At 40.5% G+C, this 25,347-nt stretch carries 19 protein-coding genes; 5 read left to right on the forward strand and 14 right to left on the reverse strand.

The genetic code is table 11. From position 1 onward, the window contains the following. The first annotated feature begins 116 nt into the window (after nucleotides 1–116). The 4 genes from BMY50_RS14155 to BMY50_RS14170 all read left to right on the forward strand — a co-directional run bounded on the left by BMY50_RS14155 (nucleotide 117) and on the right by BMY50_RS14170 (nucleotide 8,149). Nucleotides 117–1,415 (forward strand): nucleoside hydrolase-like domain-containing protein, encoded by a 1,299-nt coding sequence (locus BMY50_RS14155; protein WP_093325556.1) that lies wholly within the window; start codon nucleotides 117–119, stop codon nucleotides 1,413–1,415. A 150-nt stretch (nucleotides 1,416–1,565) separates the two neighbouring features. After that, nucleotides 1,566–3,839, forward strand: a complete 2,274-nt coding sequence (gene katG / locus BMY50_RS14160) for a catalase/peroxidase HPI (protein WP_093325558.1) — start codon at nucleotides 1,566–1,568, stop codon at nucleotides 3,837–3,839. 64 nt (nucleotides 3,840–3,903) lie between these two features. After that, nucleotides 3,904–4,266 carry a bleomycin resistance protein gene (locus tag BMY50_RS14165; protein WP_093325559.1) on the forward strand — a complete coding sequence of 121 codons (363 nt, stop codon included), beginning with the start codon at nucleotides 3,904–3,906 and terminating at the stop codon, nucleotides 4,264–4,266. Between the two features lie 199 nt (nucleotides 4,267–4,465). Beyond that, complete coding sequence (locus BMY50_RS14170; RefSeq protein ID WP_139202262.1) at nucleotides 4,466–8,149, forward strand: ABC transporter permease; 3,684 nt, start codon at nucleotides 4,466–4,468, stop codon at nucleotides 8,147–8,149. 195 nt (nucleotides 8,150–8,344) lie between these two features. On the opposite strand, the gene BMY50_RS14175 is transcribed toward BMY50_RS14170, so the two are convergent. The 14 genes from BMY50_RS14175 to BMY50_RS14240 all read right to left on the reverse strand — a co-directional run bounded on the left by BMY50_RS14175 (nucleotide 8,345) and on the right by BMY50_RS14240 (nucleotide 23,014). Beyond that, a complete protein-coding gene (locus BMY50_RS14175) occupies nucleotides 8,345–8,716 on the reverse strand; it encodes a DoxX family membrane protein (RefSeq protein WP_093325563.1) in 372 nt (123 codons plus the stop codon). Nucleotides 8,717–8,946: 230 nt separating this feature from the next. Beyond that, nucleotides 8,947–9,405, reverse strand: a complete 459-nt coding sequence (locus BMY50_RS14180) for a MaoC family dehydratase (RefSeq protein ID WP_093325565.1) — start codon at nucleotides 9,403–9,405, stop codon at nucleotides 8,947–8,949. A gap of 280 nt (nucleotides 9,406–9,685) precedes the next feature. Further along, nucleotides 9,686–11,041, reverse strand: a complete 1,356-nt coding sequence (gene creD, locus BMY50_RS14185) for a cell envelope integrity protein CreD (protein ID WP_093325566.1) — start codon at nucleotides 11,039–11,041, stop codon at nucleotides 9,686–9,688. A gap of 51 nt (nucleotides 11,042–11,092) precedes the next feature. After that, the gene (locus tag BMY50_RS14190) at nucleotides 11,093–11,383 is read right to left on the reverse strand and encodes a winged helix-turn-helix domain-containing protein (protein WP_238383768.1); all 291 of its coding nucleotides are present in this window, start codon (nucleotides 11,381–11,383) and stop codon (nucleotides 11,093–11,095) included. Continuing rightward, a complete protein-coding gene (locus BMY50_RS14195) occupies nucleotides 11,383–12,009 on the reverse strand; it encodes a hypothetical protein (RefSeq protein WP_093325568.1) in 627 nt (208 codons plus the stop codon). The genes BMY50_RS14190 and BMY50_RS14195 overlap by 1 nt, the downstream gene beginning before the upstream one ends. Before the next feature lie 133 nt (nucleotides 12,010–12,142). Beyond that, the gene (locus tag BMY50_RS14200) at nucleotides 12,143–13,420 is read right to left on the reverse strand and encodes a Gfo/Idh/MocA family protein (protein ID WP_093325570.1); all 1,278 of its coding nucleotides are present in this window, start codon (nucleotides 13,418–13,420) and stop codon (nucleotides 12,143–12,145) included. A gap of 209 nt (nucleotides 13,421–13,629) precedes the next feature. Continuing rightward, entirely contained in the window at nucleotides 13,630–15,627 is a 1,998-nt protein-coding gene (locus BMY50_RS14205; RefSeq protein ID WP_093325573.1) for a M1 family aminopeptidase, read from the reverse strand. Nucleotides 15,628–15,676: 49 nt separating this feature from the next. Then, nucleotides 15,677–16,474: a helix-turn-helix domain-containing protein gene (locus BMY50_RS14210; protein WP_093325576.1), complete on the reverse strand. Its 798-nt coding sequence runs from the start codon at nucleotides 16,472–16,474 to the stop codon at nucleotides 15,677–15,679. A 172-nt stretch (nucleotides 16,475–16,646) separates the two neighbouring features. Next, nucleotides 16,647–17,996, reverse strand: a complete 1,350-nt coding sequence (locus BMY50_RS14215) for an FAD-binding protein (protein WP_093325578.1) — start codon at nucleotides 17,994–17,996, stop codon at nucleotides 16,647–16,649. An 86-nt stretch (nucleotides 17,997–18,082) separates the two neighbouring features. Next, nucleotides 18,083–18,850, reverse strand: coding sequence for an SDR family NAD(P)-dependent oxidoreductase (locus tag BMY50_RS14220; protein WP_093325580.1), 768 nt, complete (start codon nucleotides 18,848–18,850; stop codon nucleotides 18,083–18,085). 30 nt (nucleotides 18,851–18,880) lie between these two features. Further along, complete coding sequence (locus BMY50_RS14225) at nucleotides 18,881–20,593, reverse strand: IlvD/Edd family dehydratase (RefSeq protein ID WP_093325582.1); 1,713 nt, start codon at nucleotides 20,591–20,593, stop codon at nucleotides 18,881–18,883. 319 nt (nucleotides 20,594–20,912) lie between these two features. Further along, nucleotides 20,913–21,668, reverse strand: a complete 756-nt coding sequence (locus tag BMY50_RS14230; protein WP_093325585.1) for an SDR family oxidoreductase — start codon at nucleotides 21,666–21,668, stop codon at nucleotides 20,913–20,915. Nucleotides 21,669–21,724: 56 nt separating this feature from the next. Continuing rightward, nucleotides 21,725–22,117 carry a helix-turn-helix domain-containing protein gene (locus BMY50_RS14235; protein ID WP_093325588.1) on the reverse strand — a complete coding sequence of 131 codons (393 nt, stop codon included), beginning with the start codon at nucleotides 22,115–22,117 and terminating at the stop codon, nucleotides 21,725–21,727. A gap of 3 nt (nucleotides 22,118–22,120) precedes the next feature. Beyond that, nucleotides 22,121–23,014, reverse strand: coding sequence for a dienelactone hydrolase family protein (locus tag BMY50_RS14240; RefSeq protein WP_093325591.1), 894 nt, complete (start codon nucleotides 23,012–23,014; stop codon nucleotides 22,121–22,123). A 401-nt stretch (nucleotides 23,015–23,415) separates the two neighbouring features. Here BMY50_RS14240 and BMY50_RS14245 point away from each other — a divergent pair, with 401 nt between their 5' ends. Then, nucleotides 23,416–25,329 (forward strand): acyltransferase family protein, encoded by a 1,914-nt coding sequence (locus BMY50_RS14245; RefSeq protein ID WP_093325593.1) that lies wholly within the window; start codon nucleotides 23,416–23,418, stop codon nucleotides 25,327–25,329. Nucleotides 25,330–25,347 lie beyond the last annotated feature (18 nt).

A 25,347-nucleotide genomic window follows, 5' to 3' on the forward strand; every position in this document is an offset into this window, starting at 1 on the left:
ATCGATTGCGCTTTTTTTTAAGGAACTACCGTTGGAAATGATCCTTCACCTTATTATAATTGTCGTAATACAAGTCTACCGTAAGGTTAACCATTAAAAATAAGCTACCTGAAATTATGAAAAAGTCCTTATTAATCTACTTCATACTAATTGTGCCGTATACACTCACAGCGCAGCAGCCAACACCCATCAAACCTCGCATCCTAATAAGCACAGACATTGGAGGTACTGATCCGGATGACAACCAATCAATGGCCCATTTTCTTATGTATAGCCACCTGTTCGAAAATGAGGGTCTTGTATCTTCGCCCTCTTATGGACATGGTACAAAGCAGCATATACTGGATATGATCGATTTGTATGAAAAAGATTTGCCACAACTCAAACAGCATCAGCAAGGATACCCTTCACCCGATGCATTACGAGCTATATGTAAACAGGGCAGACATGGTGCCGCACCATTCGTAGGATATACCAGCTCAACGGAAGGTTCGGACTGGATCATCCGATGTGCTAAAAAGAAAGCTAAACAACCTCTATGGGTATTGGTATGGGGTGGTCTGGACGATCTAGCGCAGGCATTGCATGATGCTCCGGAGATTCAAAACAAGATAAAGGTCTATTGGATCGGTGGCCCGAATAAGAAATGGAGTGCCAATAGCTATGCTTATATTGTCAAAAACTTTCCCAATCTTTGGTTTATTGAATCCAATGGATCTTATAATGGATTCTTTTCAGATAATAAGGCACCCGACAGCTTGAAAAACGCTAATTATTATAATTGTTACATTCAGGAGGCTGGCTATCTGGGTAAAGATTTTAAAAATTACTATAAAGGCGTTATTAAAATGGGCGACACCCCTTCATTACTCTATATGATGGATGGTGATCCGAACGATCCGCTTAAGGAGAGCTGGGGAGGAAGTTTTGAAAAGTTTGATCGCAGTCCACGAATCATCTATAACCGTAATACTACGCTGACGGACACGGTAACGGTGTATTCGGTAGTAGAACTCCATTTCAAAGGACCTGAAATCAATATCCACCCAGACTCGGCCTGTTTCACTATGACTGTTCAAGCGGGTATTGGAGAGCAAAAGTGGGACGGCTTTTATTTGGGTAAGAGCAACTATGCGATAAAATACTGTCCAAAACAGACGGAAACATTATCGTATACGATTACGTCAGAGATCCCCGGTTTCGAAGAACAGCACGGGCAGTTAGTAGTAGATAATGTCTGGCCTGGAAAATCGAGACCCTACGACTATCAGTTGGGAGAAAATTGGTTTACCGACAAGCAGGATACTGAACTTTTTGACGATACACAACAGGGAGGTAAAACAGTGCTAAAATGGCGAAACGATGTGCTGTTAGATTGGGGAAAACGATGGCGATGGTTACAAGCTGAAAATTGATCTTCGAAATCTCCATGCGGAACATAGAAATGTATTAATCCTTATTTGATTTTGGTAAATAAAAGGTAAATTGTTTATCTTGGTACTCACGACTTGTTATGCTTGTGATTAAACCCTTAGAAATTACGTTGAACCTTAACAATTTTTAAAATGGAGTCAAAAGATATCAGCAAATGTCCATTCCATGGCGCAGCATTAAAGCAGCCTGTTGGAGGTGGTGGCACTAGAAATCGAGACTGGTGGCCCAATCAATTAAAACTAAACATTCTACGTCAGCATTCTTCCCAATCTAATCCGATGGATACTGATTTTAACTATGCCGAAGCGTTTAAAAGCCTGGACTTAGAAGCTGTAAAACAAGATCTTCATGCGCTTATGACGGACTCGCAAGACTGGTGGCCGGCAGATTTTGGTCATTACGGTCCCTTGTTTATCCGTATGGCATGGCATAGTGCAGGTACCTATCGTGTGGGTGATGGCCGTGGTGGTGCCGGAGCAGGGCAGCAGCGCTTTGCACCACTTAATAGTTGGCCCGACAATGTAAGTCTAGATAAAGCACGCAGGCTGCTTTGGCCAATTAAGCAGAAATATGGACGTAAAATTTCCTGGGCTGACCTGTTGATCCTTACAGGTAACATAGCATTAGAATCAATGGGTTTTAAAACATTTGGATTTGCCGGAGGGCGTGAAGATACGTGGGAATCTGAAGAAGATGTATACTGGGGTGCTGAAACGACCTGGCTGGGTGGCGACGTTCGTTATGCACATGGCTCGGAGGGCGTGAAAGAAGGTCACGGTGTACTGGTGTCTGACGATGATGCGGATGGTGATGTCCACTCCCGCGATCTGGAAAAGCCCCTTGCTGCCGTACAAATGGGGCTCATCTACGTGAACCCAGAAGGCCCAGATGGTAACCCAGACCCTATTGCTGCCGCAAAAGACATCCGTGATACATTCGGCCGTATGGCGATGAATGATGAAGAAACAGTTGCTTTGATTGCAGGGGGACACAGCTTCGGTAAAACACATGGTGCAGCCCCTGCAACTAATGTAGGAAAAGAGCCTGAGTCTGCAGGAATGGAACTGCAGGGCTTGGGCTGGAGCAATAGTTATGGTACAGGGAAAGGACCAGATACCATTACCAGTGGCCTTGAAGTGATCTGGACAAAAACGCCCACCAAGTGGAGCAATAACTTTTTTGAAAACCTTTTTGGCTTCGAATGGGAATTAACTAAAAGCCCTGCCGGTGCACATCAATGGGTAGCAAAAAATGCCGGTGATATTATTCCGGATGCATTTGATGCGTCAAAAAAACATGCGCCAACGATGCTCACCACTGATCTTTCTTTGCGACTTGACCCTGGTTTTGAAAAAATATCCAGGCACTTTCTTGAAAATCCCGATGCATTTGCCGATGCGTTTGCCCGTGCATGGTTTAAACTTACACATCGTGATATGGGCCCTCGCGATCGTTATCTAGGGCCCGATGTACCGAAGGAAGAGCTGATTTGGCAAGATCCTATCCCGGCTGTTGACCATCAATTGGTAGATGCGCATGATATTGTGATGCTGAAAGCAAAAATCCTCAACGCGGGTTTGGACATATCAGCGTTGATATCCACAGCATGGGGTTCTGCTGCTACTTTCCGCGGATCGGATAAACGTGGTGGGGCGAATGGGGCCCGGATTCGTCTGGCGCCACAAAAAGATTGGCGAGTGAACAACCCTATTCAACTTACCAAAGTATTGAATGTGTTAGAAAGCATTCAACGGGAATTTAATACAGCGCCCTCTGGCGGTAAAAAAGTTTCGCTAGCTGATTTAATTGTGCTGGCGGGCTGTGCAGCACTGGAAAAAGCAGCTAAAGATGCGGGCCATAATATTGCCGTTCCCTTTACACCTGGGCGCATGGATGCTTCGCAGGAGCAAACAGATATAGAATCCGTTGGCTTTCTAGAACCTGCTGCCGATGGCTTTCGCAATTATCGCAAACAGCGCTCTTCTGTATCCACCGAATCACTACTGGTTGACAAAGCGCAGTTACTTGGGCTCTCGGCACCAGAACTTACTGCATTGATTGGTGGTATGCGCGTATTGAATACAAACTTTGATGGTTCTGCTCATGGTGTTTTCACCAGCACTCCCGGGGCATTAACGAATGATTTTTTTATAAACTTGCTTAATATGGACACAGCATGGAAAGCTGTTTCTGAAGATAAAGAGCTTTACCAAGGCTATGATAGAGCAACTGGACAACCTAAATGGACTGCTACCCGTGCCGACTTGGTATTTGGTTCGAATGCGGAACTTAGAGCGATTGCTGAGGTATACGCGAGTGTAGATGGAAAAGATAAATTTATAAAAGACTTTGTAGCTGCCTGGACTAAAGTAATGAACGCAGACAGGTTTGACCTGGTGCAGTAACCACCAATTTTAACTATAGTTATTCGAAAGGCGTTGGGAAACCAACGCCTTAAAACATAACATCATGCTGACAACTATAAACCCTAAATTACCCATGCGTGACAAGGCTGTTACGATGGATTATTATATAGGTAAGCTGGGATTTCAAGCATACGGAAGTGCAGATTATGATGGCTACCTGATGGTACAGAAGGACGATATCCAGATTCACTTTTTTGAATTTAAAGAACTTGATCCTAAAGAAAACTACGGACAAGTGTACATTCGCACAACTGAGATTGAAACACTTTACCAATGGCTATTAGACAATAAAATAGCCATACACCCCAATGGCCTCCTCGAATTAAAACCGTGGGGACAGCGCGAGTTTTCCCTGCTCGATCCAGATAATAACCTGCTTACGTTTGGGCAGGGTTCTATAATTTGAAACTTTTCCATGCTCCGGTGCTCCAAAGAGGCCATGTTACGCAAATAACTTTACTGCTATTTGTGCTCTTTTTGATCTGCAATTCAAAACCGTACAGTCCTATGTTCGTTATCGTTACATTAATTAGCATAAATAAAATGCATTTGACTCTATATTAGCATGTTAATTGTTTGGAACAGAGATTGAAGTAGAGAAAAACTTGAACGCATATATATTTCATATCACCCCCTACGACCTGATCTTCCTAGGAGTCATATTCATCGGTCTTTCTTTTGCGCTGCAGTTGGGGTTTGCCAAAAGAATTAACCGGGCTGCAAACCGCTTTTTGAGTTTAGCCCTGGTTACGATGGTGTTGTGTCTGCTTTGGGTGTTAGGCAAGAACATCGGTCTTGCGTCCTATTTTTCTCATTGGAGCTGGCTGCCGCTGCAATTCTCGCTGGCATTGGGTCCGCTGATCTTTTTTTATGTCCGCAAAATAACCCAGCCGAACAGTCCATTTCGCTTTAAAGATCTTCTGCATTTCGGACCGTTATTGCTCGAACAAGGCGTTTTGGTACTGGAAATACGGGAGAGTATCCGGACCGGCGGCGCCACCTATCATACGCTGACCTTTCACCAGCTGAATCCTATATTACAATTGCTGGCGTTTATTTCGGTCTGCACCTACCTGTATATCTCTCATCGGCTGGTAGAATGCTTTTACCGAGGCCTAAAATTCAACAGGGGCGATCGACATCGGTACGCATTGCGGTGGCTGCATCATTTACTTTTAGGTTTCAGTTTGTTATGGCTGTTGTGGATACCCCTCACCGCTGTCGACTATTTTTATTATCATTACCAGTTAGGCATCCAAGCTTATTATTTTCTGTACCTTCTTTTAGTGGCAATGGCCATCTGGATGGCAGTCATAGCCCTCTTAAAACCGGAAACTGGCGTACAAACAGATGCACCTTCCTTTTTAAAAGCACCGCTGCCAGCTGAGTTGAAGCACAAAGGCCTTTGGCTGAAAAAAGTTATTAAAACCAATTGCTATTACAAAGATCCCGAGCTCAGTTTAAGTTCGCTGGCCGAAAAGCTTGAGTTGACTACCCACGAATTATCCCGGATCATCAACACCGTGCTCAAAAAGAGCTTCAATGATTTCATCAATCAATATCGCGTTGCGGATGTCGTTCAGAAAATGCAGGACCCCGCTTATGACCACCTCACCCTGCTGGGCATCGCGTATGAATCAGGATTCAATTCTAAAACTACTTTTAACCGCACCTTTAAACAAATGACCGGAAAAAGCCCGGTAACCTATAAAAACGATCTTAAAAAAAAGGGCCCATCTTATAATTTGGAACGCCATAGCCAGTTTGCAGCAGTAATTTCGAACCATGAAACCACCACAAAGTGGTCTCGGGAGAAATCAAACCGCAATCTTATGTTCAAGAATTATTTTAAAATAGCCCGACGCAATCTACTACGCAATAAAAGCTATGCTGCCATGAATGTTGCTGGCTTGGCAGTTGGTATTGCCGTTTGTATGATGATCTTTATCATTATACAATTCCAGACTAGCTTCGATGATTTTCACGCAAAGAAAGATCGTATCTATCGTGTATTAAGCGAATATCATCACGCAGATGCAACAGACATTTCTTATGGAAAAGGCATTCCTTTTCCAATGCCCCCCGGTTTGAAAACAGCTTTTCCTCAATTAGAACAAGTAGCCCCAGTCTATGCAAGCCATGACGATCAGTTACAAATACTTGATGCTAATGGAAGCCCGGTAAAGAATTTTAAAGAGCAGAACGGTGTATTTTATACCGGGCCATCATTCTTTAAGATATTTAATTTTCCACTGCTCGCAGGGTCGTATGCTTCATTAAAAGACCCTAACAATGTATTGCTCACAAAAGAGATTGCAGCGAAATATTTCGGCGACTGGAAAACAGCCATCGGGAAAACCCTAAAAATAACAGGATCCTACCGCATCGGTGCAGGCTTGTTTCAGTCCCCACCAGTCGCCCTGAAAGTTTCAGGCATTCTCGCGAACATACCGGCCAATACAGATTTTCAGCTGAAACTCGTAATCGCCTTCGGAACCGATTTTACAGGAGACAAAAAATACGGATTACAAATCCCAAATTGGAACGCAACAGCACCAGAGTTTGGCTGCTACGTTTTGTTGCCGCCCAATATTTCTGCTGATTATTTTAATCAACAGCTAAGCGCATACTCGCGAAAAGCGCTGCCCCCAGACAATAAAGATAGCCATATTATACAATCGTTAAGTGCCGTGCATTATGACACACAAACAGGTAATTACAGTAACAAAACCATCAGCCGAGAGCTGATCAATGTATTGTGGCTAATTGCGGCCTTCATTCTGTTAATTGCCTGCGTTAACTTTATCAACCTTTCCACTGCACAGGCCGTTAATCGTGCAAAGGAAGTTGGCGTAAGAAAAGTTTTGGGAAGCAGCAAACCACAATTGCAAATCCAATTCATTGTTGAAACCTTCTTGATCGTTGCCTGTGCTGTCGTGCTTGCAACCGTTATTAGCATTCTCGCCTTATCATCCATCAATCAACTTTTAGAACTTTCCCTTTCATTCAATATATTCAAGAATCCTGCAATTGTTCTATTTCTGTTGATAGTAACAATTCTCGTAACCGCACTTGCCGGTTTTTATCCTTCGCTCATTTTATCAGGTTTCAATCCTATTCATGCGCTTAAGAGTAAACTCACCATCAATACCACAAAGGGGATTTCACTAAGGAGAGCCCTTGTCGTGTTTCAATTCATCATTGCACAGGCGCTAATCATCGGCACACTCGTCATCGTCAAGCAAATGAACTATTTTATGAGTCGACCCCTAGGCTTCGATAAAGAAGCCCTAGTCACGGTTCCCTTCCGCCCGGACAGTGCAGTGCAGCGGGATTATTTAAGGCAGCAGTTATTGTCGGTAAATGGCGTGCAGGCAGCAAGCTTCAGCTCTAGCGCACCAGTTGAAAACGATAATGATCTATGGACCGCATTAAAATATGACCATGCCATAAAAGAAGCAGACTTTCAAGCGATTGCCAAATTCGCCGACAACGAATATGTACCGACTTATAAATTACAACTGGTAGCCGGAAGAAATTTGCAAGCCTCCAATATGACAAGAGAATTTTTGGTGAATGAATCGCTGGTAAAAAGTTTGGGATTAAAAAATCCGGAAGATATATTGGGCAAAGAGATAAGCATGTTTGATGATCTAATAAAATGTCCTGTTGTGGGTGTATTGAAAGATTTTAATGATCGGTCTTTTCATCATACGCTTGCACCATTGCTTATTACCACAAATGGCACCATGTATCGCCAGGCTGGAATAAAACTTGCGACTACAAATATTTCTTCCACCATGTCAGCTATTAAAAAAACATGGGAGCAAACATTTCCCGATTATGTTTACGAGTACAAGTTTCTTGATGATAAAATTGAAAGTTTTTACAAACAGGAAAATCAGTTAGCCGTTTTGTATAAAATTTTTTCGGCCATCGCGATATTCCTGAGCTGTTTGGGGTTATATGGTTTAGCCTCTTTCATGGCTGTACAGCGAATCAAAGAAGTGGGTATTCGTAAAGTATTGGGCGCTAGCACAGGCAATATCGTTTATTTGTTTTCAAAAGAATTTATCATACTCATTGCCATTTCTTTTGCGATTGCCACACCCATTACATGGTATTATATGCACACATGGTTGCAGGATTACGCCTATCGCATCAGCATCAGTTGGTGGTTGTTTGTTGCTGGAGGGCTTGTTGCCATAATTATTGCACTTGCAACAATTAGTTTCCAGGCAATAAAAGCAGCATTGGCAAACCCAGTGAAGAGCCTCCGGAGTGAATAACTTTGCCGGAACATTAATATTAAATTTGAGACTTAGTTAAAACGTAATAGATCTTTTTCGGGTTAAAATATAGGATGGATTATCTCAAAACGGGTATCATAGGAAATTAACAAAGGTTAGTCCGGATAACGTATCCGGACTAAAATAATGACAGATTTAAAATCTTCGAAGTTAATAAAAACAAAAAAAATTTAATTAACTTATGAGTACACGATATTTTTTCCAGTTATCAAAAATCACCCAAAGGTTGATTAGAAACATTACACCCGCAATACTTAAACCAGACGGCATATAGATAGCATTATGTAAAATCACACCTACCATGATGGGTAAAATGACGATGGCTCCTAGTGCCCTGGTTTTGGGTAGAATAAATAACAGACCGCCTATAATTTCAATGGCAGCTACGAGGGGCATCATCCATTTAATCTGCATCATAGCTTCTGCCACTTTTAATATTTCGCCTTCCAGTGGAGGGACCGGCATGTAGTGAAGAAATTTATCTAAACCAGCATTGATAAACATTAAGCCAAATAATACACAGAGGATTGTTTTTACAATTTTCATATTTTATTAATTTATAATTGTTAATGGTTCTTGTTTAATTAGTAAGTCGCAAAGTTAAATTTCACGAATCACAACCCTTTAGGTTTTATGCCTTTAGGCTTTAACAAAAGTAGTAAATTAATCACTGTAAAAAGACAGGTATTACGGCAAAGGAAGGGGGGCACTCCGACAAAAAATCCATCATCTTTCAGATTGTTTTTAAGGCGGAAGTGCGGTATTTATTTAGCGCATTATATAAAATGATATAAGAATACTACATCACCCGTGTAAGCTGGTTTTGGTTGATCTTTAATAATCAGCGTCGCTTCAATCACCACTTTGGTAACTCCTCTCAAATTTGCGATTGAATTAAGCTTAGCTTTCAGTTGAACTTCACTATCGACCAGCACTGCTTGACCAAATTTAAAACGCTCTATACCATAGTTGATCTCCATTTTAATGTTGCGAATATCTGCAATCTGCTTCCACAAATAAGGGATTAATGATAAGGTCAGGTATCCATGCGCAATAGTTGCTTTAAATGGCCCTTCACTTTTGGCTCTTTCGCTGTCTACATGTATCCATTGATGGTCTAGTGTAGCATCAGCGAATTTATTAATTTGTTCTTGATCTATTTTATGCCAATTGGAAACTCCTAACTCTTTACCTACGTGCAATTTATATTCTTCGAAATTGTTGATTATTAACATATATTCTATTTTTTGGTTAAAAATGTTTTAACGCCTCCCTCAGCGATAAAAATGTATATTCCACACGACCATAAAAGTCCCTTACCGAAATTAGGTACCGCCTTGCGGGTATAAAAGTATTCAAAAAATATTCAAAAGAGAATTCATGCGAAATTTCCGCCCACAAATCGGACTTTAAAATTTTTAAATGGTAAAGGGAGCTATAACTAGGTACAGTTCCCGATGAGTCGTATCTTTTGTGCGTAAAATATACAGCTAGATGATCTGGAATTCTCAGCGACTATGTTTTAATACGTTTTTCCCAATGCACTTTGGAAGAAGTGTACATCAGCAAGGCTATCGTAATAAATAGTCCAACGCTACCTACCAAAAGTGCGAGCTCCTGTAGCTGAATAATAACATATATAAAGAGATAAAAAACAGCTAATATTCCGGCCAGCAGCGCAGCGGTTCCTTTATTTTTAAGAATGGAAAAAATGAAGATACCCACCAATATGATAGTTGCAGCGGAAGCAATAAGGTAAGCCCAATTGAAGCCTACTTGCTCACTAAACGACAGCAATAGGCTGTAATAGACCACCATGGCACCACCAATTAACACATATTGTATAATGTTGACATGTCGCTTGGTTATCAATTCGGTAAATAACAATGAAACAAAGGTAAGCATGACGATGAGCATCGCATATTTTGCAGAGCGCATGGTTTTCTGATACTGATCCACCGACAAAAGAAAGCTACTTCCACAGTAGTAAGCAGAAGCGCTGTTTCTGATCTTTGTGCCATCCGCGCCAAGCCATTGCTGCGGATATGGCCGGTTGAAATGAGGAACGTTCCAGACCGCCTGAAATGTGGAATCATCAATTGCACGCTTTTCAGGGAGATAAGCTCCAGCAAAACTTGGATTGGCCCATTTCCCTGCGATAGCGATGTGGGTATTTTTACCCAAAGGCATAAAGTATAGGCCTTCACTACCTCGTAAATTTAGTGCAAAGCTGAATGTTTTCCTAGTGCTTTGATTCTCGCTTAGATCGATATTAGTACTTAAACTGTTTTCGAAAACATTGAGTCCCGAAAAATCAGATTCCATTTCCTGGGTGACGCCAGACAAGTTTAAGGTAGGAATTTTTTGCAGTCCCTTAACATCACTAACACCAACGATAAGCTGTGCTTTCTCCCACTGCAAAAAGTGAGGATCAACTCCTACTTTCTTAAGGTCGAGCGCCGCAAAGGCACCTTTTACGTTAATAGTAGCATGATATACAACAGCGTCAAATATTCCACGATGTAATACTTTAGGCTCGGTATTGGCCTCTACATGCAACTCATCGGGTAATAAAAACACCTGCTGGATAACTTCCTTTGTGCTAACGTTGCCCTTTGAATCCCGATCTTCCATCCACGTTTTATAAGGAATTACCAGAACCGGCCCTCCGATATACTGATTTCCTGCCCAACTGTTGGCAACTTCTTTTTTCACCTCCTCCTGCCTACCCTGCCGCTCGTGAATCAGATCAGTTACCAATGAGGACGGGATGAGCAATAATAAGCTTAAAAACGCTACCGTGATCAGTTTAGCACCAATAGAATACCTGACCCAGTCAATTAAACTACTTTTTTCTTGTTGATTTTCCATATTGATATTTAAAAAGTACTTTGCATTTCAAAGTACAGGTATAAAAAAAAATTACTTTTGTTGTTTTATCAATTTTTCAAGCGACTTAAGATGTCTTTTAAAAGCTTCTATTCCATCCTCAGTCGCTACGTAACGGGTATTCGGCTTACGCCCTACAAAACTTTTGTTTACAGCTATATAAGCTTCTTTCTCCAATGCTTTAAGATGGGAAGCTAAGTTACCGTCTGTTACTTCCAATAGCTCTTTTAGTGAGCTGAAATCATAACTTTCATTGGCTGCCAGTACACTCATGATCTGCAAGCGAATCCGGCTTTCAAAGGCTTTGTCGAACTGTTCTAACACTATTTTGAGCTATCGTATTTATAGTACATAATCAAACCGTAAATGATATGAAGCACGCCGAAGCCGGCTGACCAGAAGAAGAGTCCGTAACCGGGCATCAGAGCCGCTAAAAGTCCTAAAAGGATTTCAGAAAAACCCAACCACTTAATATCCTTAAAAGTGTAATGGCTACCGGAAACCAAGGCTAATCCATAAAAAATCAGACAGGCCGGGGCAATAATTCCAAAATATCCCCGATATAAAAGGATAAGTATTAATAGACCACCGGTTATCAACGGAATACCGCCATGCACTAATAAGCCTTTGCTTGCAGCGTTCCAAATTTGCTGTTTTTTTTGCCTTGCTTTCCTTGTACTTAATATTACTGCTGTACCTATCGAGCACAACAATACCACCAGCGCTACCAGGCTAAGTTTAGTGATTACAAACTGATCATTCACATAATGCTCACGATACCCCAAGCCAGCCCCCGTCTGATAGACAATGCGATACCCGAAAAAAGCACCGATTAATGCATAAATGCCAGCCATTACTCCTGATAAGCCACTTAACGATATAAACTTGGCAGAACGCTCCATTAAACTTCGAATGGAACTTAATTCTGCTAATGCTTCATTTTCTTTCATAAAAAGTACTTTGAATTACAAAGTTATAAAATATTCTGAAAATCCAAACGATTTATTTACGATAGAAAATCATTAAAGCCGAACCACTTCTCCCCCTACATCAGATAGCGTAGGGGGATTTAAATGAAAGCAATTAAAAATCGTTAAAATCCCAGTTTCCACGATATGGCCTTGTCAGCATCGCATTGGCGTAAGGATCGTTAAACAATTCTTTTTTGGGATTCCATTGTAATGGCCGCTGTAATTCATAAGCGATATTTACCGCATTACAAACCGTTGCAGTACGATGCCCGATTTCGACATCCACAATTGGATGTTTTCTACTTTTAATCGCATCAATCCAATCCTGATAATGATTTTCGCTGTGGTATACTTTTTTATCGTTCGCTTTAAGGGTGGTTTTAACCAGCGACTCAGGCTTTGAACGAAGGAATTCTCTTGCTACTTCAATCGTACCTTCGGTGCCTATAAACTGTATTGCGTTGTTATCTATCCATCTTTTATGATTCACTTGAATACCATTAGCATACTTAAAGTATAGACCTTCTTGTGCAAGCGGTTGTTGTGGAGGCACAAACTCAACCGGGCCGGAATCATCCATATCTAGGGCCCACTGAACAATATCAAACATATGCGCTCCCCAATCTGTCACATAGCCTCCACCAAAGCCCTGATAATTTCGCCAACCCGCCCAGCTATTATCACCTAATGGAGGGGAAAGTGTAGGATGATACCCTCTATATAAAGAAGGGCCAATCCAGCTGTTCCAATCTAGGTAATCAGGTGTTGGTAAGGTTGGCAAATCACATGCCCTGACAGGCCCACCTATCGAAACGTTGATCTCTTTAATTTCTCCGATATAGCCATTCCTTATTAGATTGGCAGCATCTCTAAAAAACTGTTGCGATCGCTGCATACTGCCCGTTTGAAAAACTCGCTTATACTTACGCGTGGCATTAACCATCGCTCTACCTTCCGCTATCGTTAATGATAGCGGCTTTTCACAATAAATATCCTTCCCGGCTTTTGCGGCATCTACCACCATTTGCGCATGCCAATGATCAGGAGATGCGATCACGACGGCATCTATGTCCTTTCTTTCCAACAATTCCCGATACTGTTCATAAGGCGTCACTTCAGTTGCCGCCTTCTTTTTGTTTTCAGCGATTGCAGCATGAACGAAATGTTCTAGCTTTCGTTTATCTACATCACTTGCTGCCAACACCATTGTTTCAGGGCACTTGGCGATAGCGCCCAATAAACCGCTATTCTGCTTCCCTGTACCGATATAACCCAAATTGATCTTATCGCTGGGGGCTAAAAAGCCTTGTCCTCCTAGTACATGCCTTGGTAATATGGTAATACCAACGGCTCCTATCAGTGTGTTTTTAATAAAATCTTTTCTTTTCATTTTGGTTTACTTAAAAATTGTCTAGCTTGTTTTTTGTATTTGACTCTGTAGATGTACAAGATAGCAAATCATAGATAATCAGACAAAAACTTTGTGCAGACGGTGGGTTTTATTGCAGCTGCATTTTATCTGTTGGGTCTATAGCCGCATATCGGGCGAGCGTAATAAACCCGCGCGCTCGTATTATTCCAGGAAGCGAAAACAGCTAGTTAAAAAGACAAGCGATCTGTCATCGTCTGAATATGATCAACCCCATTATTCTGTTTATCAGCTTTTAAAGCGTTTTGAACCGCCCAATTGAATAACTCCTGATCCTTTTTCTGTGCCGCAATCTGTGCTATTCTGTAATAGGTATATGCAAGGTAATCGGTGTTCCTAACCGCACATTTAATAGCTTTCATATAGTAATCAAGTGCTTCAGCAGATTTCTTCTGATTACCTTTCATCCGCCCCAAAATATATAAAAGAGAGAATTCAACGCCATACCTGTCTGTTTTCGATAAGGTATCGATATATGTGCGTGCTAATTTTTCAGCGGCATCATATTTCTGTTCTATACGAAGTTTTTCCACGGTTGATATTTTACTCATTGCTATTGCCGCGGGTTTCATCTCCTCATCCCAATGGATCACTTTAAAATATGGATCGGTCTTGACCGAAATCACTTTTCGCTGTACTGGAATTTTTATACTGCTGAATGCTTTGCTAATCTCCACTTCTTTTATGGTACTTTCTCCATTTTCATAGGTGATTAGCAGCTCTAGTGGGAACTTATAGTTGTTGCTTATTTGTGTGATGGTCAGCAATACGTCGTTTTGTCTTTGCTCCCATTCAGTTTTCCATTCTGGAACGCCTGTTTGCTCAAACCATTGATTGAAAAACCAATCTAGCTTACCGCCATGAGCCTGACTGATCTCCGATGTAAAGTTTTCCCAGCTGAGGCCAGATTTTTGATACCTAGCCGTGATCTGATGAAGTGCCTTGTTGAACTTTTGCTTGCCTATTGTTTCTGACAGTAATTCCAACACCAAAAAACCTTTGCTATCAGCAATGATGTGATCATTACTACCAGTTAAATACGTTAAGGGTTCGTCATTTCCAGCAGCCGCATTTTTCAAATAACCAAAACCGCACTGATCACGAATATAACCAGGATAACCCTTTTTACGATAATCGATAGCGCGTCCAGCGTCAAAATGATGGACAACCTGAAGCGATCCATATTGCGCCATTCCTTCCGAAAGCATAGCCTCTCCTTTTTTTCCCTTTGCCATAACCAGATTTCCCCACCATTGATGAGCGAGCTCATGCCCAAACAAGGCATAATTAAATCTTCCGATTGCACTGCTAGGCATCAGGATTCCACCAAGTAAGCTCGCACCACCAATACCTGTCTGTTCAGAAACATGTTCTGGGAATTCTATGATGCTGAAACTGGGAATTTTTAACGGCCCGAACTGTGTGCTAAGGAAAGAGAGTACCTGCTCTGATTTTATAGATACTTCTTCGTTATAAGGCGTATCGGCTAAGGTGTAGGCATAAAAAGGAACGATTCCTTGATAATGATGCATAATATAATTCCCAATATATAAAGAGAAGATGTCTGGCTGTGTATAAGTAAACTTCATCGTTTTACTTCCAGTATTAATCGTCGTTTTTGAAGTACTAGCAGCCATTACTGCAGTTAAATCAGAAGCAATAGTGACACTGATAGTTCCTGTACCTCTTGTATATTTTTTACTACCATCTTCAGATAGGGAATTCAGTTGGGGATACCATGCTGAACCATATCCCCCTGCCATACAAAAGGTGCTGTCTATGAAATATTGAAAGCTGCGGACGGCTCCACGCTCATATTGATAATCAAATTCCAGTGGGCTTTCGGGGGCTAAGCTTCTGGAGAATTTGAGATGATAAACAACATCACCAGACGTATTATGGGAAGTATCTGTTTTGCTTATCTTAACATCAGTGTTCAGTAACCTGATCACGGGGGCTGTACTTCCTTTACTGATAACAATATCTACCGAATCTGCGGAATAAGGAGCTGTTAGAAAAGACAACGTACCCTTAACTGCAAAAAGGTGTTTTGCTAAATCCACGTTTACCTTCATTTGATACTGAAGATTTTTTTGCGCGTATCCTATATTGCTAAATACTAAAAAGCAACATAAGAGGATATTTCTATTGCTGGTTTTGTACCTCATACTTTTTGTACAAAGGAAGGAATATGGCTAATAGAAAAATTGTATCAGATTAACTTTTTAAAATAGATCGGAACTTATGGGGAGAGGTTGGATAATAGAGACGGAAAGATTTGATGAAATGTGCCGTATCAGAGAACCCGACTGAATAGGCAATTTCAGAAATAGAAAGCTTTGTACAGAACAGCAGCTCTATCGATTTTTTCACCCGCAACCTTAACTTGTATTCTCCAAGAGTAAGGCCTTCACGCACTCGAAATGCCCTTGCCAGATAAATGGGATGCACAAAGACCCGCTCAGAAATAGCGTTTAGTGTATGTTGGGTTTCCAGTTCCGTTTCAAGGATCTTCTTAACCTTTGGAATCCATAATAACCGTGAAGGAATGGTGTAATGCTGGTTTTCTGCCAACCAATTGAAAATGTATTCTTCAGATAATTCAACATTAAGATCTTTGCTAAGAAAGTAAAGCAGCTTATAAAGATATGTAAAAGCTCCTGCTTTGTAAGTAGTTGCTCTTTCAGGTAATACCTGTTTGATCCCATAAGCATTCAATGAATCATTCTTAAACTCAACGTTCATACAACTGCCCCCAGTTTCGGGGAAGATATTAGCATGCGTGTACCCGGAAGGACGGAGAATCACTTCTCCAGGATTCAGGATGCCGTCACTACGTTTATTAATTTCTTGATACCTCCCCTTAATCAACAGGCTGAGGTAAGCATTTTCATGATAATGTTCGTGGATCTGCTCAAAAGATGCATAATGCGTAATATTCAATTTGAACAATGGATGTTCATTGTATTTTTTCTCTATGCCGAAATAGTTTCCAGAAGACAGTAAAATGGCCATATTTAAAATATCGGATTAAATATATGGATTTTTGTACCAGCTATAGGAGTTACTTTAATCATTGCCAGACTAGCGGTAAGTTATAAATCAGTCGTTGCAACACGTAAACCTATAAAGTCTCCACAATCGGAATAAGCAAGAAGTAAGGTTAACCATTCTTTTACCTATCGTTTTAACCATATAAATTCTTATTTATAAACTCATTACGAAATTTCCCATTTGGATCATACTTTAAAAGAAGTTTTTTGAAATCTGGCAGTTTCTCAATGCGCGATTGTAGTACAGTTGGCGACATCATAAAAACTTTTGCCCAGTGCGGCCGGGGTTTGAATTTCGTTAAGGCTTCCTCAATTAATGGAATGATAGCATTTACCTCTTCGATCTCCTGTTTCCAGGTAAAATGAAAAGCAACACAATCTTTTTTATAACATGGACTCATCCAAAGATCATCACCTTTTACCGTTCTAATCTCGGTAATAAACAAGTGTGGTGTGATTTTCTCATGAAGCTTTTCAATAACCATCATTGCCTCATAAGCATGTTCGATTCCAACAAAATACTCAGACTGAAGTTCCTTTCCCGTGCTAGGCTTAAACCCCATCTTAAAATGCGGCATCCGTTCATACCAGGGTCCGGGAATCCCCATTTGATCTGTTACCGTTTCAGCCGATTGTGCTATTACCGGATGCACATTTTCGGTTGCCGCTTTAGCCCCATAGAAATCTGGTAGAATCGTTGCTTTTACCTTATTTTCCGCACGTTCTTTCAACCATACCTCACTAACATTTTTGTCGGCCCAATTTGTAAAGAGACTGACGCTATATCCGCTGGATAAGATTGCGAGCATATTCTTTTCCAATGCATGCATGGGCAGGTTCATGTAAATTACCTGTGTCATCTCAAAGGTCGGTAGCAAGTCAAGTGTCAGTTTAGTAACAACACCTAAACTTCCGAGGCCAACCACAGCGCCGTAGAATTCATCGGGATTATCTTTTCTTGTCAGTTGAATCTGTTCTCCATCAGCATTGATAAATTCAATGCCCGAAACGGCAGTAGCCAAATTACCAACAGCTACACCCGAACCATGTGTGGCCGTTGCAACCGCTCCCGCAATAGTGATATGTGGCAAAGAAGCTAAGTTTTGAAGCGCATATCCATGCTGATGTAGATACGGTGCAAGTTCTCCATATCGGATACCTCCTTCAACAGTTACTGTATGATTGGATTCATCAAGAGATATTACCTTGTTTAAGTGCTCCAATGAAATTTGATTATCATCACTATCGGCTATTCTGTTAAAAGAATGCTTCGAGCCTAATACCCGAAGCTTCTTACATTTTTTTACGATGTCTTTAACTTCGTCAATATTTTCAGGGTAATAGACATTGTCTGTACTATATTCAATGTTTCCTGCCCAATTCTTCAATCGTGTTTCTTGTGGAGACAAACACCCTGAAATAGGAGCAACGGCCGCGCCAGCGATCAAAACTGATGACATCTTTAAAAAAACTCTTTTTTCCATCTCTTTATTTTTTGTTTTTTAATAACAATGAAACGATCATGAACCTAAAGTGATTTTTATCCATCGTGGTAAATTGTGTAGATTTTTCACCCTTTAGGAGGGGGACTTATTGCCGTCCATCCGCCGTCAATGATCAGACTTTGCCCAGTAATATGTTTCGCTTTATCAGACACCAGAAACAGCGCCGCATTTGCAATATCAATTGTATAAGCAGGTCTACCCATTGGTGTTATTTCAGACCATTGTGCTCGATAATTTGGGTCATCTGTTGTGCGCTCCGTGAGTGTAGCGCCCGGTACAATTGTATTAACATTTATATGGAATGGGGAGAGTTCCAGCACCAAGCTTTTTGCAAGCATTTCCAGTGCTGCTTTCGACATACCGTAAGCCGCTAAATCTTTATGCGCTTGATGTCCGGTTACAGAAGAAGTAAATAAGATTGAACCGCCAGATTTTTGTTTTTTCATTTGATTGGCCGCCGCCTGCGCAAGAAAAAATGTGCCTGCAAGATTCACCTTCAATACACTCATTAACGAAGATGCAGGATAAGTAAAAAAATCACCAAATAGTGTAATTCCTGCATTTGCTATCACAATATCAACACTACCACATTGATTTACTGCGGTTGTAATCATATTTTGAATCAGACTAAGATTGCTGGAATCACCTGGATATGCATAACAATCGCCCTCCTCTTTTCGGATACGCAAAGCAGCTTCCTTTGCCAATTCTTCATCAATATCATTTAAAAAAACGGTGGCACCTTCCGCCGCCAATTGTTTACAAATTTCAAAACCTATTCCCTGTCCGGCCCCCGTAACGATGGCTGTTTTATCTGTAAATTCTTGTCTCATATAAACATTTAAACTTGATTAGCACTGTCGTTAATGTGAATCACGGGAAACCTCACTTCCAGAACCACCCTTTAGAAAGTCAAAATCAGCGCCAAGATGAGCCTGCTCTACATGCTCAACAAACAGGCGTACATATCCCCTTGAAAAAGGATTTGGAATGGCGGCTAAAGCCGTCCGACGCCTTGCTATTTCTTCCTTTTCTACCAAAAGATTAAGTTGACGTTTTGCCACATCTAATTGGATCAGATCACCATCCTGTACTATCGCAATCACCCCATTATCAGCTGTTTCAGGAGAAACATGCAAAATGACCGTACCAAAACCCGTTCCGCTCATTCTACCGTCAGAAATTCTCACCATATCTGTTATGCCTTTTTCAAGTAGTTTTTTCGGCAGGCCCATGTTACCAACCTCCGGCATACCGGGATAACCCTTTGGTCCGACATTTTTTAAGACCAGCACGCTATTTTCATCCACTGGAAGTTCCGGATCGTCAATACGTAATTTATAATCTTCGATATTTTCGAAGACGATTGCTCTACCCGTGTGTTGCATCAGATAGGGGTCGGCAGCAGATGGTTTAATAATCGCCCCAAACTCACAGAGGTTTCCTTTTAAAACAGCGATACCAGAATGCTTTTTAAAGGGATTTTCAACAGAAGAAACGACAGATTTATTTAAGGTTTTTGCATAAATTAAATTCTCTTCAATTGTTTTACCATTCGATGTAATACAATCTACATGAAGGATTTTTTTTATCTCTTTCATGACAGCGGGCAACCCACCGGCATAATAAAGGTCTTCCATAAAATATTCACCTGAAGGTTGCAGATTCGCTATTAATGGTATGTTATCAGAAAGATGATCGAAGTCCTCCATACATAAAGGAATCCCAACCCTACCTGCAATTGCCAGAAGATGGATAACAAAATTGGTTGAACCTCCTATGGCAGCATTTACTTTAATGGCGTTTTCAAAAGCTTGTCTGGTAAGTATCGTTGAAGGCTTCAGGTCTTCCTTTACCATTTCTACAATGCGTCTACCCGTTAGCTGTGCAAGCACTTTCCTATTGGAATCTGCCGCTGGTATTGCCGCATTTCCCGGCAGGGAAAGTCCTAGTGCCTCCACCATACAGGCCATAGAAGAAGCCGTTCCCATGACGGCGCAATGGCCACGGCTACGGCACATCCCCGCCTCTGCCAAGTTCAATTCTTCTTCCGTCATTATTCCCGAACGGACGCTTTCTGAAAATCGCCATATATCGCTCGTGCCGATATTTCTCCCCTCATACTTGCCTGTTAACATCGCACCACCGGAAACAACGATAGATGGTATATCTACGCTGCAAGCCCCCATCACCAGCGCTGGAGTAGTTTTATCACATCCACACATCAGTACCACCCCGTCTAAAGGATTGGCGCGGATGGATTCTTCAACATCCATACTTACTAAATTCCGATAAAGCATGGCGGTAGGCTTAATAAGTGTTTCTCCCAAAGACATTACCGGAAATTCAAGCGGTAAACCACCGCTTTCGATTATACCCCTTTTTACTGATTCTGCTAATTCTCTAAAGTGCGCATTACACGGAGTAAGCTCCGACCATGTATTGCAAATACCGATAACAGGCTTACCTAGAAATTCATCATTGGGAATGCCTTGGTTTTTCATCCAGGCTCGGTAGATAAATCCATCTTTACCCTTTTTCCCAAACCATTCCTGGCTCCGAAGTTTTTTTTTCATCCGTAATAATTATTTGTTAAGGCTTCACTTGCCATTGAATCATCATTTTAGGTATTGGAAAACGCTTCCTATGGTATCAGAGAAGAAAGCAGCCTGCTCTCCTTTCATAAGACCGTATCCAAAAATAGAGAATACTTTCTTTTATCCACAATTCTTTATGCAAATCAATCATTTATGCCATGCGCTAAGGTTAAAAAAGTGCAATCGCTGAAGACTAAAAGTATAGTGAGAAGTCCTATAACAAAAAAGCGGATAGATTGCCTTAATATCAAGACAACCCATCCACCTATTCAGTTTAATGCGTAATTAGTTTAGAAAACTATCGGGTAGTGTAGCCCCCGTTTGCAAAAATAGTTTGTCCGGTAATCCACCATCCATCGGTTACCAAAAACTCTATTAAAGGAGCAATATCCTCAATCTTAGTCAGTCCACCGAGATCAGACGCTGATTTATGATAAGCAACAGCATCCTCACTTTCTTGTCCGTAGAAGAACGGCGTATCCATTGGCCCCGGTGCAACAGCGGTAACGGAGATGCCGCGCTTTCCAAATTCTTTGGACGCTGCCCTTGTAAAATCTTCTACCGGAGCCTTAGCACCTGCATAAGTAGAATAATAACCAGTAAATGCTGCCAATAATGAGGTTACAATGGTACATATTTTGCCATTCTCATTCAACTGTTTTCCCGCTTCCTGAATGAAGAAATAGGCAACCTTAGCATTGATATCGAACATACCGTCATATTCTTGCTCAGTAGTTTCCGCAAATGGTTTCTTCAATACACGGCCAACTGTATTGATCGCTATATCGATCCCCCCGTACCGATTCTTCGTTTCATCAAAAAGTTTTTTGATATTTTCAATATTTGTCAGGTCTGCCTGATATAGGAACGCTTCGCCGCCGGCGCTTTGAATCTCCGCCAAGGTCTTCTCAGCTTCCGCTTTTGTACTGCTGCTATTATAGTGGATCGCCACTTTAGCCCCTTTTTTTGCAATATCTCTACTTAAAAGACCACCGAGGTTTTTTGCCCCGCCAGCAATCAATACTACTTTTCCATTTAAATCGTTTCTCGCCATAATTTTAACATTTTAATATAGATGTACTACAAAGTTCATCAATAATTTTTCAGGGTCTATGGTGAACTTTTCGCTTTCTTTAAATTAATTTTCGTATCGGTCCTATATTTCCCTCTAAACGCTCCCGGCGTTTCGCCGGTATACTTCTTAAAAAATTTTGAAAAATTAGAAGGATCGTAGGTCAACCTTAAAGCGATCTTAGCTACCGGCCAATCCGATTCTATCAATAACTGTTTCGCTTTCTCCAAAATTTTCTGATCGTAAAAGTGGCAAGGATGATTACCCAAGCTTATTCTAACGATTGTTATGAGCTTTTTATGCGATAAATTTAACAAAGCGGCTATTTGATTAAGTTCCAGCATCGTTCCCTCTGTTCCGTTCACTAGATTATCTAAATGTTTATCCAACAGACTAAAATAGCTGTTCACTACCTCTTCATTTTCGTTCATATATTACATTGGTTTGAGCTTCTGTGCAAAAAAATCAACAGTTCGCTGCCAGGCCAATTGTGCCGCCTCTTTATCATATCGTGGCGTCGTATCGTTATGAAAACCATGGTTTGCATTTGCATACATAAAAGAAGTGTATTCTTTACGATTTTCCTTCAACGCTTTTTCGTAGGCTGGCCATCCTTCGTTTACATGGGTATCGAGTTCCGCATAATGCAATAAAAGAGGCGCTTTTATTTGCAGCACATCTTCTATAGGCGGTTGGCCACCGTAAAAAGGAACTGCTGCCGCTAAGTCGGGAACCTGAACGGCCATCATATTAGCAATCCAGCCGCCAAAGCAGAAACCAACTACACCTACTTTGCCATTACAGAACTCATTTGTTTTCAGGTATTCAAATCCTGCTATAAAATCTTCGAGCATTTCATTTCTATCCCGTTTACTCTGTAGCGTACGGCCATCATCATCATTACCCGGATAACCACCTAAGGGACTTAAAGCATCGGGCGCCAGGCTAACAAATCCTGCCAGTGCTGCTCTTCTTGCTACATCTTCTATGTGTGGATTGAGGCCCCTATTCTCGTGCACAACTACAATACCTCCGAGTTTCTTCTGGTTTCCTTTAGGCATGCATAAAAGAGCTTTGATGGTTCCACCGCCTTTTGGTGAGGGATAGCTGATATAGCTTGAAGTGATTCGGGGATCGTCTGCTTTTATCTGAATAGCATCTTGATAATCGGGGACTAAAAAACTCATCAGCGAGGTTACTGTAACGCCACCAACTGCATAGATTGAAAGTCTTTGCATAAAATCGCGCCGCGTTATACGGCTATGCGCATAATCATCATATAGGTCGAAAACTTCCTGCTTTATGTCTTCTTTTTTTAAGCTTTCCATATTCTTTTTGTTTTTATAAATTTAATAATCTTATTTTCATATACACCTACTACCTCCATAAAGTTACGTTAACTATTCTCTGAGATTTGTTCAGATGTGTAATTTTCTCGGGAAACAAGAAGAGTTAGCCCGCCGAACGGAACTGGATTTTTTCATTTTTTTAATTAAATTAGGGTAATATCCTACACGCACAAAAAAAATGTAAACAACTGTTTTAAAGATGATTACATTAAAACATAATAAAAATATATTTATTTATATTTAGCTAGACTGACATAATAAGTGATCATTATAGTAAGTAACTACTCTATTATTTCTAGCAAAAAACCATCAAAATCTGTCTTTAATGAAGTACTTCGTAATCAAAATCATACACTTAATACACAATTAAATATTTAAATATGAAATTTAGATACGACATAAATGCGCTAAGAGCCATAGCTGTTATAGGCGTAATACTTTACCATTTTAAAGTTCCTTATTTTGATGGTGGCTTTTCGGGCGTTGATATATTCTATGTCATTTCTGGTTATCTCATGACAAAAATTGTTATCGAAGCCATTCTAAAAAACACCTTTACCTTCCGAGATTTTTATAGCAAGCGAATTAGACGCATCGTTCCTGCGCTAATATTCATGGTACTGACACTGTTAATTGTCGATTTTTTCATTCTTCTACCTTCCGATTACCAATACGTTGCAAAAAATTCAACAGCAAGTTTACTATTCGTTTCAAATATTTTATACTGGCAAAGCAGTGGTTACTTCGATCCATCTTCTGAACTAAACCCTTTATTACATACCTGGTCATTATCAGTGGAGTGGCAGTTTTACTTAATACTACCTATAATATTGGTTCTTTTAAATAAAGTATTTAAGTTTAATAAACATCATTACTTGCTTTTCTTTATCATCAGTTCTGTAATCATCTTTATTATCACACGCTATTTCACCCGAATCAATCCGCAGGCTTCCTTTTATCTATTACCTACCAGATCTTGGGAAATGATTGCAGGAGGAATCGCTTACTTAGCAGAAGACCACTTAAAGCGATATAAAAAAGGAATTGCTTTTATAGGATATACGGTTCTTGCTGCATGCTTAATTTTTTTAAATTCCAATTTAAACTGGCCGGATATATACACACTGATACCCGTCTTTGGAACATTTTTAGTCATTCTGGCCAATCAGAATCAATTTTCTTTTCTAAAGCTATATGCCTTTCAATATCTTGGAAAAATGTCCTATTCTTTATATCTATGGCATTGGCCCGTTTTTGTCACTGCAAACTACCTTGGTATACAATCAAGCTTTACGTTTACCGTATTGCTGTTAATCATTTCCTTTATTTTAGCCTATGTGTCTTACACCTATATTGAATCCATTCGTTTTCAATCTAGCAAATACGTAGTAGCGACTGTTGTAGTTGCTTGCACTTCTACACTAGTTCTTTCATCCTACAGCCTAAATGAAGGTATTTTCAAACCTCGAACCGTTCAAATTTCAACGTATACTGCAAATCATCGTGATGAGCGCAAAAAACAATTCAATACCGGTTGCTGTTTCATATCCTCCTATTTTGCAGGAAAGGGTATTGATAAAGAGCGTTGTTTGGAACTTGAACCCAACAAGAAGAATTTTCTTCTTATAGGAGACAGCCATGCCGCACACCTCTCACAGTCATTAAGAGAGCTTTTTGAGCGGAAAGGAATTCATTTAAATCAAGCTTCCGCCACCGGGTGCTTACCGCTGATCAATGCGGACGGTAATAATGACTGTGTAGATATTATAAATTATATATATAAAGACTATATTAAAAACAATGCAGATCTGATCGATGGCATTATTATCAGTGGAAACTGGATAGGTGAAGTCGAAAACAAAGAACAACTGATAAAAGACTTAAGGAATACCATTAATTACCTTCAAGAGCTGAACCTTAAGGCAGTGATAGTCGGTCAGAACGAAACGTATACCATGCCCTTTGAATCTATTGCAGCCTTGGAATATGAACACAATAAAATCTTGCGAACCAATTATATCGACGACGATTCGTATATCTTAAATGATCTACTCAAACAGGAATTTAAAGACCTATACATAGACATCTATAATTCAAAATCAGTCAAACACCTTTCAGGGGAGGATGTAATCCCTTACATGTCGGATGAGAATCATTTCACAAAATACGGGGCAGATTTAACTGCAAGTAAAATTATATCTCAAAAACCAATGAAAAAAGTTTTAGCGCAGCATTATCGAGGAAACCGCATGAATACTCAAGGATTTAATAAAGGTAGCAGAAGCACCTTATAAGTTCTCAGCTTATGATTA

Origin of the sequence: Olivibacter domesticus (assembly GCF_900109575.1) — a bacterium.
Lineage (GTDB): Bacteria > Bacteroidota > Bacteroidia > Sphingobacteriales > Sphingobacteriaceae > Olivibacter > Olivibacter domesticus.

Excerpts from the sequence above, each read along its gene's own strand:
- BMY50_RS14155 (WP_093325556.1), top strand. The coding sequence starts at position 117 with ATGAAAAAGTCCTTATTAATCTACTTCATACTAATTGTGCCGTATACA.
- katG (WP_093325558.1), top strand. The coding sequence starts at position 1,566 with ATGGAGTCAAAAGATATCAGCAAATGTCCATTCCATGGCGCAGCATTA.
- BMY50_RS14165 (WP_093325559.1), top strand. The coding sequence starts at position 3,904 with ATGCTGACAACTATAAACCCTAAATTACCCATGCGTGACAAGGCTGTT.
- BMY50_RS14175 (WP_093325563.1), bottom strand. The coding sequence starts at position 8,716 with ATGAAAATTGTAAAAACAATCCTCTGTGTATTATTTGGCTTAATGTTT.
- BMY50_RS14180 (WP_093325565.1), bottom strand. The coding sequence starts at position 9,405 with ATGTTAATAATCAACAATTTCGAAGAATATAAATTGCACGTAGGTAAA.
- creD (WP_093325566.1), bottom strand. The coding sequence starts at position 11,041 with ATGGAAAATCAACAAGAAAAAAGTAGTTTAATTGACTGGGTCAGGTAT.
- BMY50_RS14195 (WP_093325568.1), bottom strand. The coding sequence starts at position 12,009 with ATGAAAGAAAATGAAGCATTAGCAGAATTAAGTTCCATTCGAAGTTTA.
- BMY50_RS14200 (WP_093325570.1), bottom strand. The coding sequence starts at position 13,420 with ATGAAAAGAAAAGATTTTATTAAAAACACACTGATAGGAGCCGTTGGT.
- BMY50_RS14205 (WP_093325573.1), bottom strand. The coding sequence starts at position 15,627 with ATGAGGTACAAAACCAGCAATAGAAATATCCTCTTATGTTGCTTTTTA.
- BMY50_RS14210 (WP_093325576.1), bottom strand. The coding sequence starts at position 16,474 with ATGGCCATTTTACTGTCTTCTGGAAACTATTTCGGCATAGAGAAAAAA.
- BMY50_RS14215 (WP_093325578.1), bottom strand. The coding sequence starts at position 17,996 with ATGGAAAAAAGAGTTTTTTTAAAGATGTCATCAGTTTTGATCGCTGGC.
- BMY50_RS14220 (WP_093325580.1), bottom strand. The coding sequence starts at position 18,850 with ATGAGACAAGAATTTACAGATAAAACAGCCATCGTTACGGGGGCCGGA.
- BMY50_RS14225 (WP_093325582.1), bottom strand. The coding sequence starts at position 20,593 with ATGAAAAAAAAACTTCGGAGCCAGGAATGGTTTGGGAAAAAGGGTAAA.
- BMY50_RS14230 (WP_093325585.1), bottom strand. The coding sequence starts at position 21,668 with ATGGCGAGAAACGATTTAAATGGAAAAGTAGTATTGATTGCTGGCGGG.
- BMY50_RS14235 (WP_093325588.1), bottom strand. The coding sequence starts at position 22,117 with ATGAACGAAAATGAAGAGGTAGTGAACAGCTATTTTAGTCTGTTGGAT.
- BMY50_RS14240 (WP_093325591.1), bottom strand. The coding sequence starts at position 23,014 with ATGGAAAGCTTAAAAAAAGAAGACATAAAGCAGGAAGTTTTCGACCTA.
- BMY50_RS14245 (WP_093325593.1), top strand. The coding sequence starts at position 23,416 with ATGAAATTTAGATACGACATAAATGCGCTAAGAGCCATAGCTGTTATA.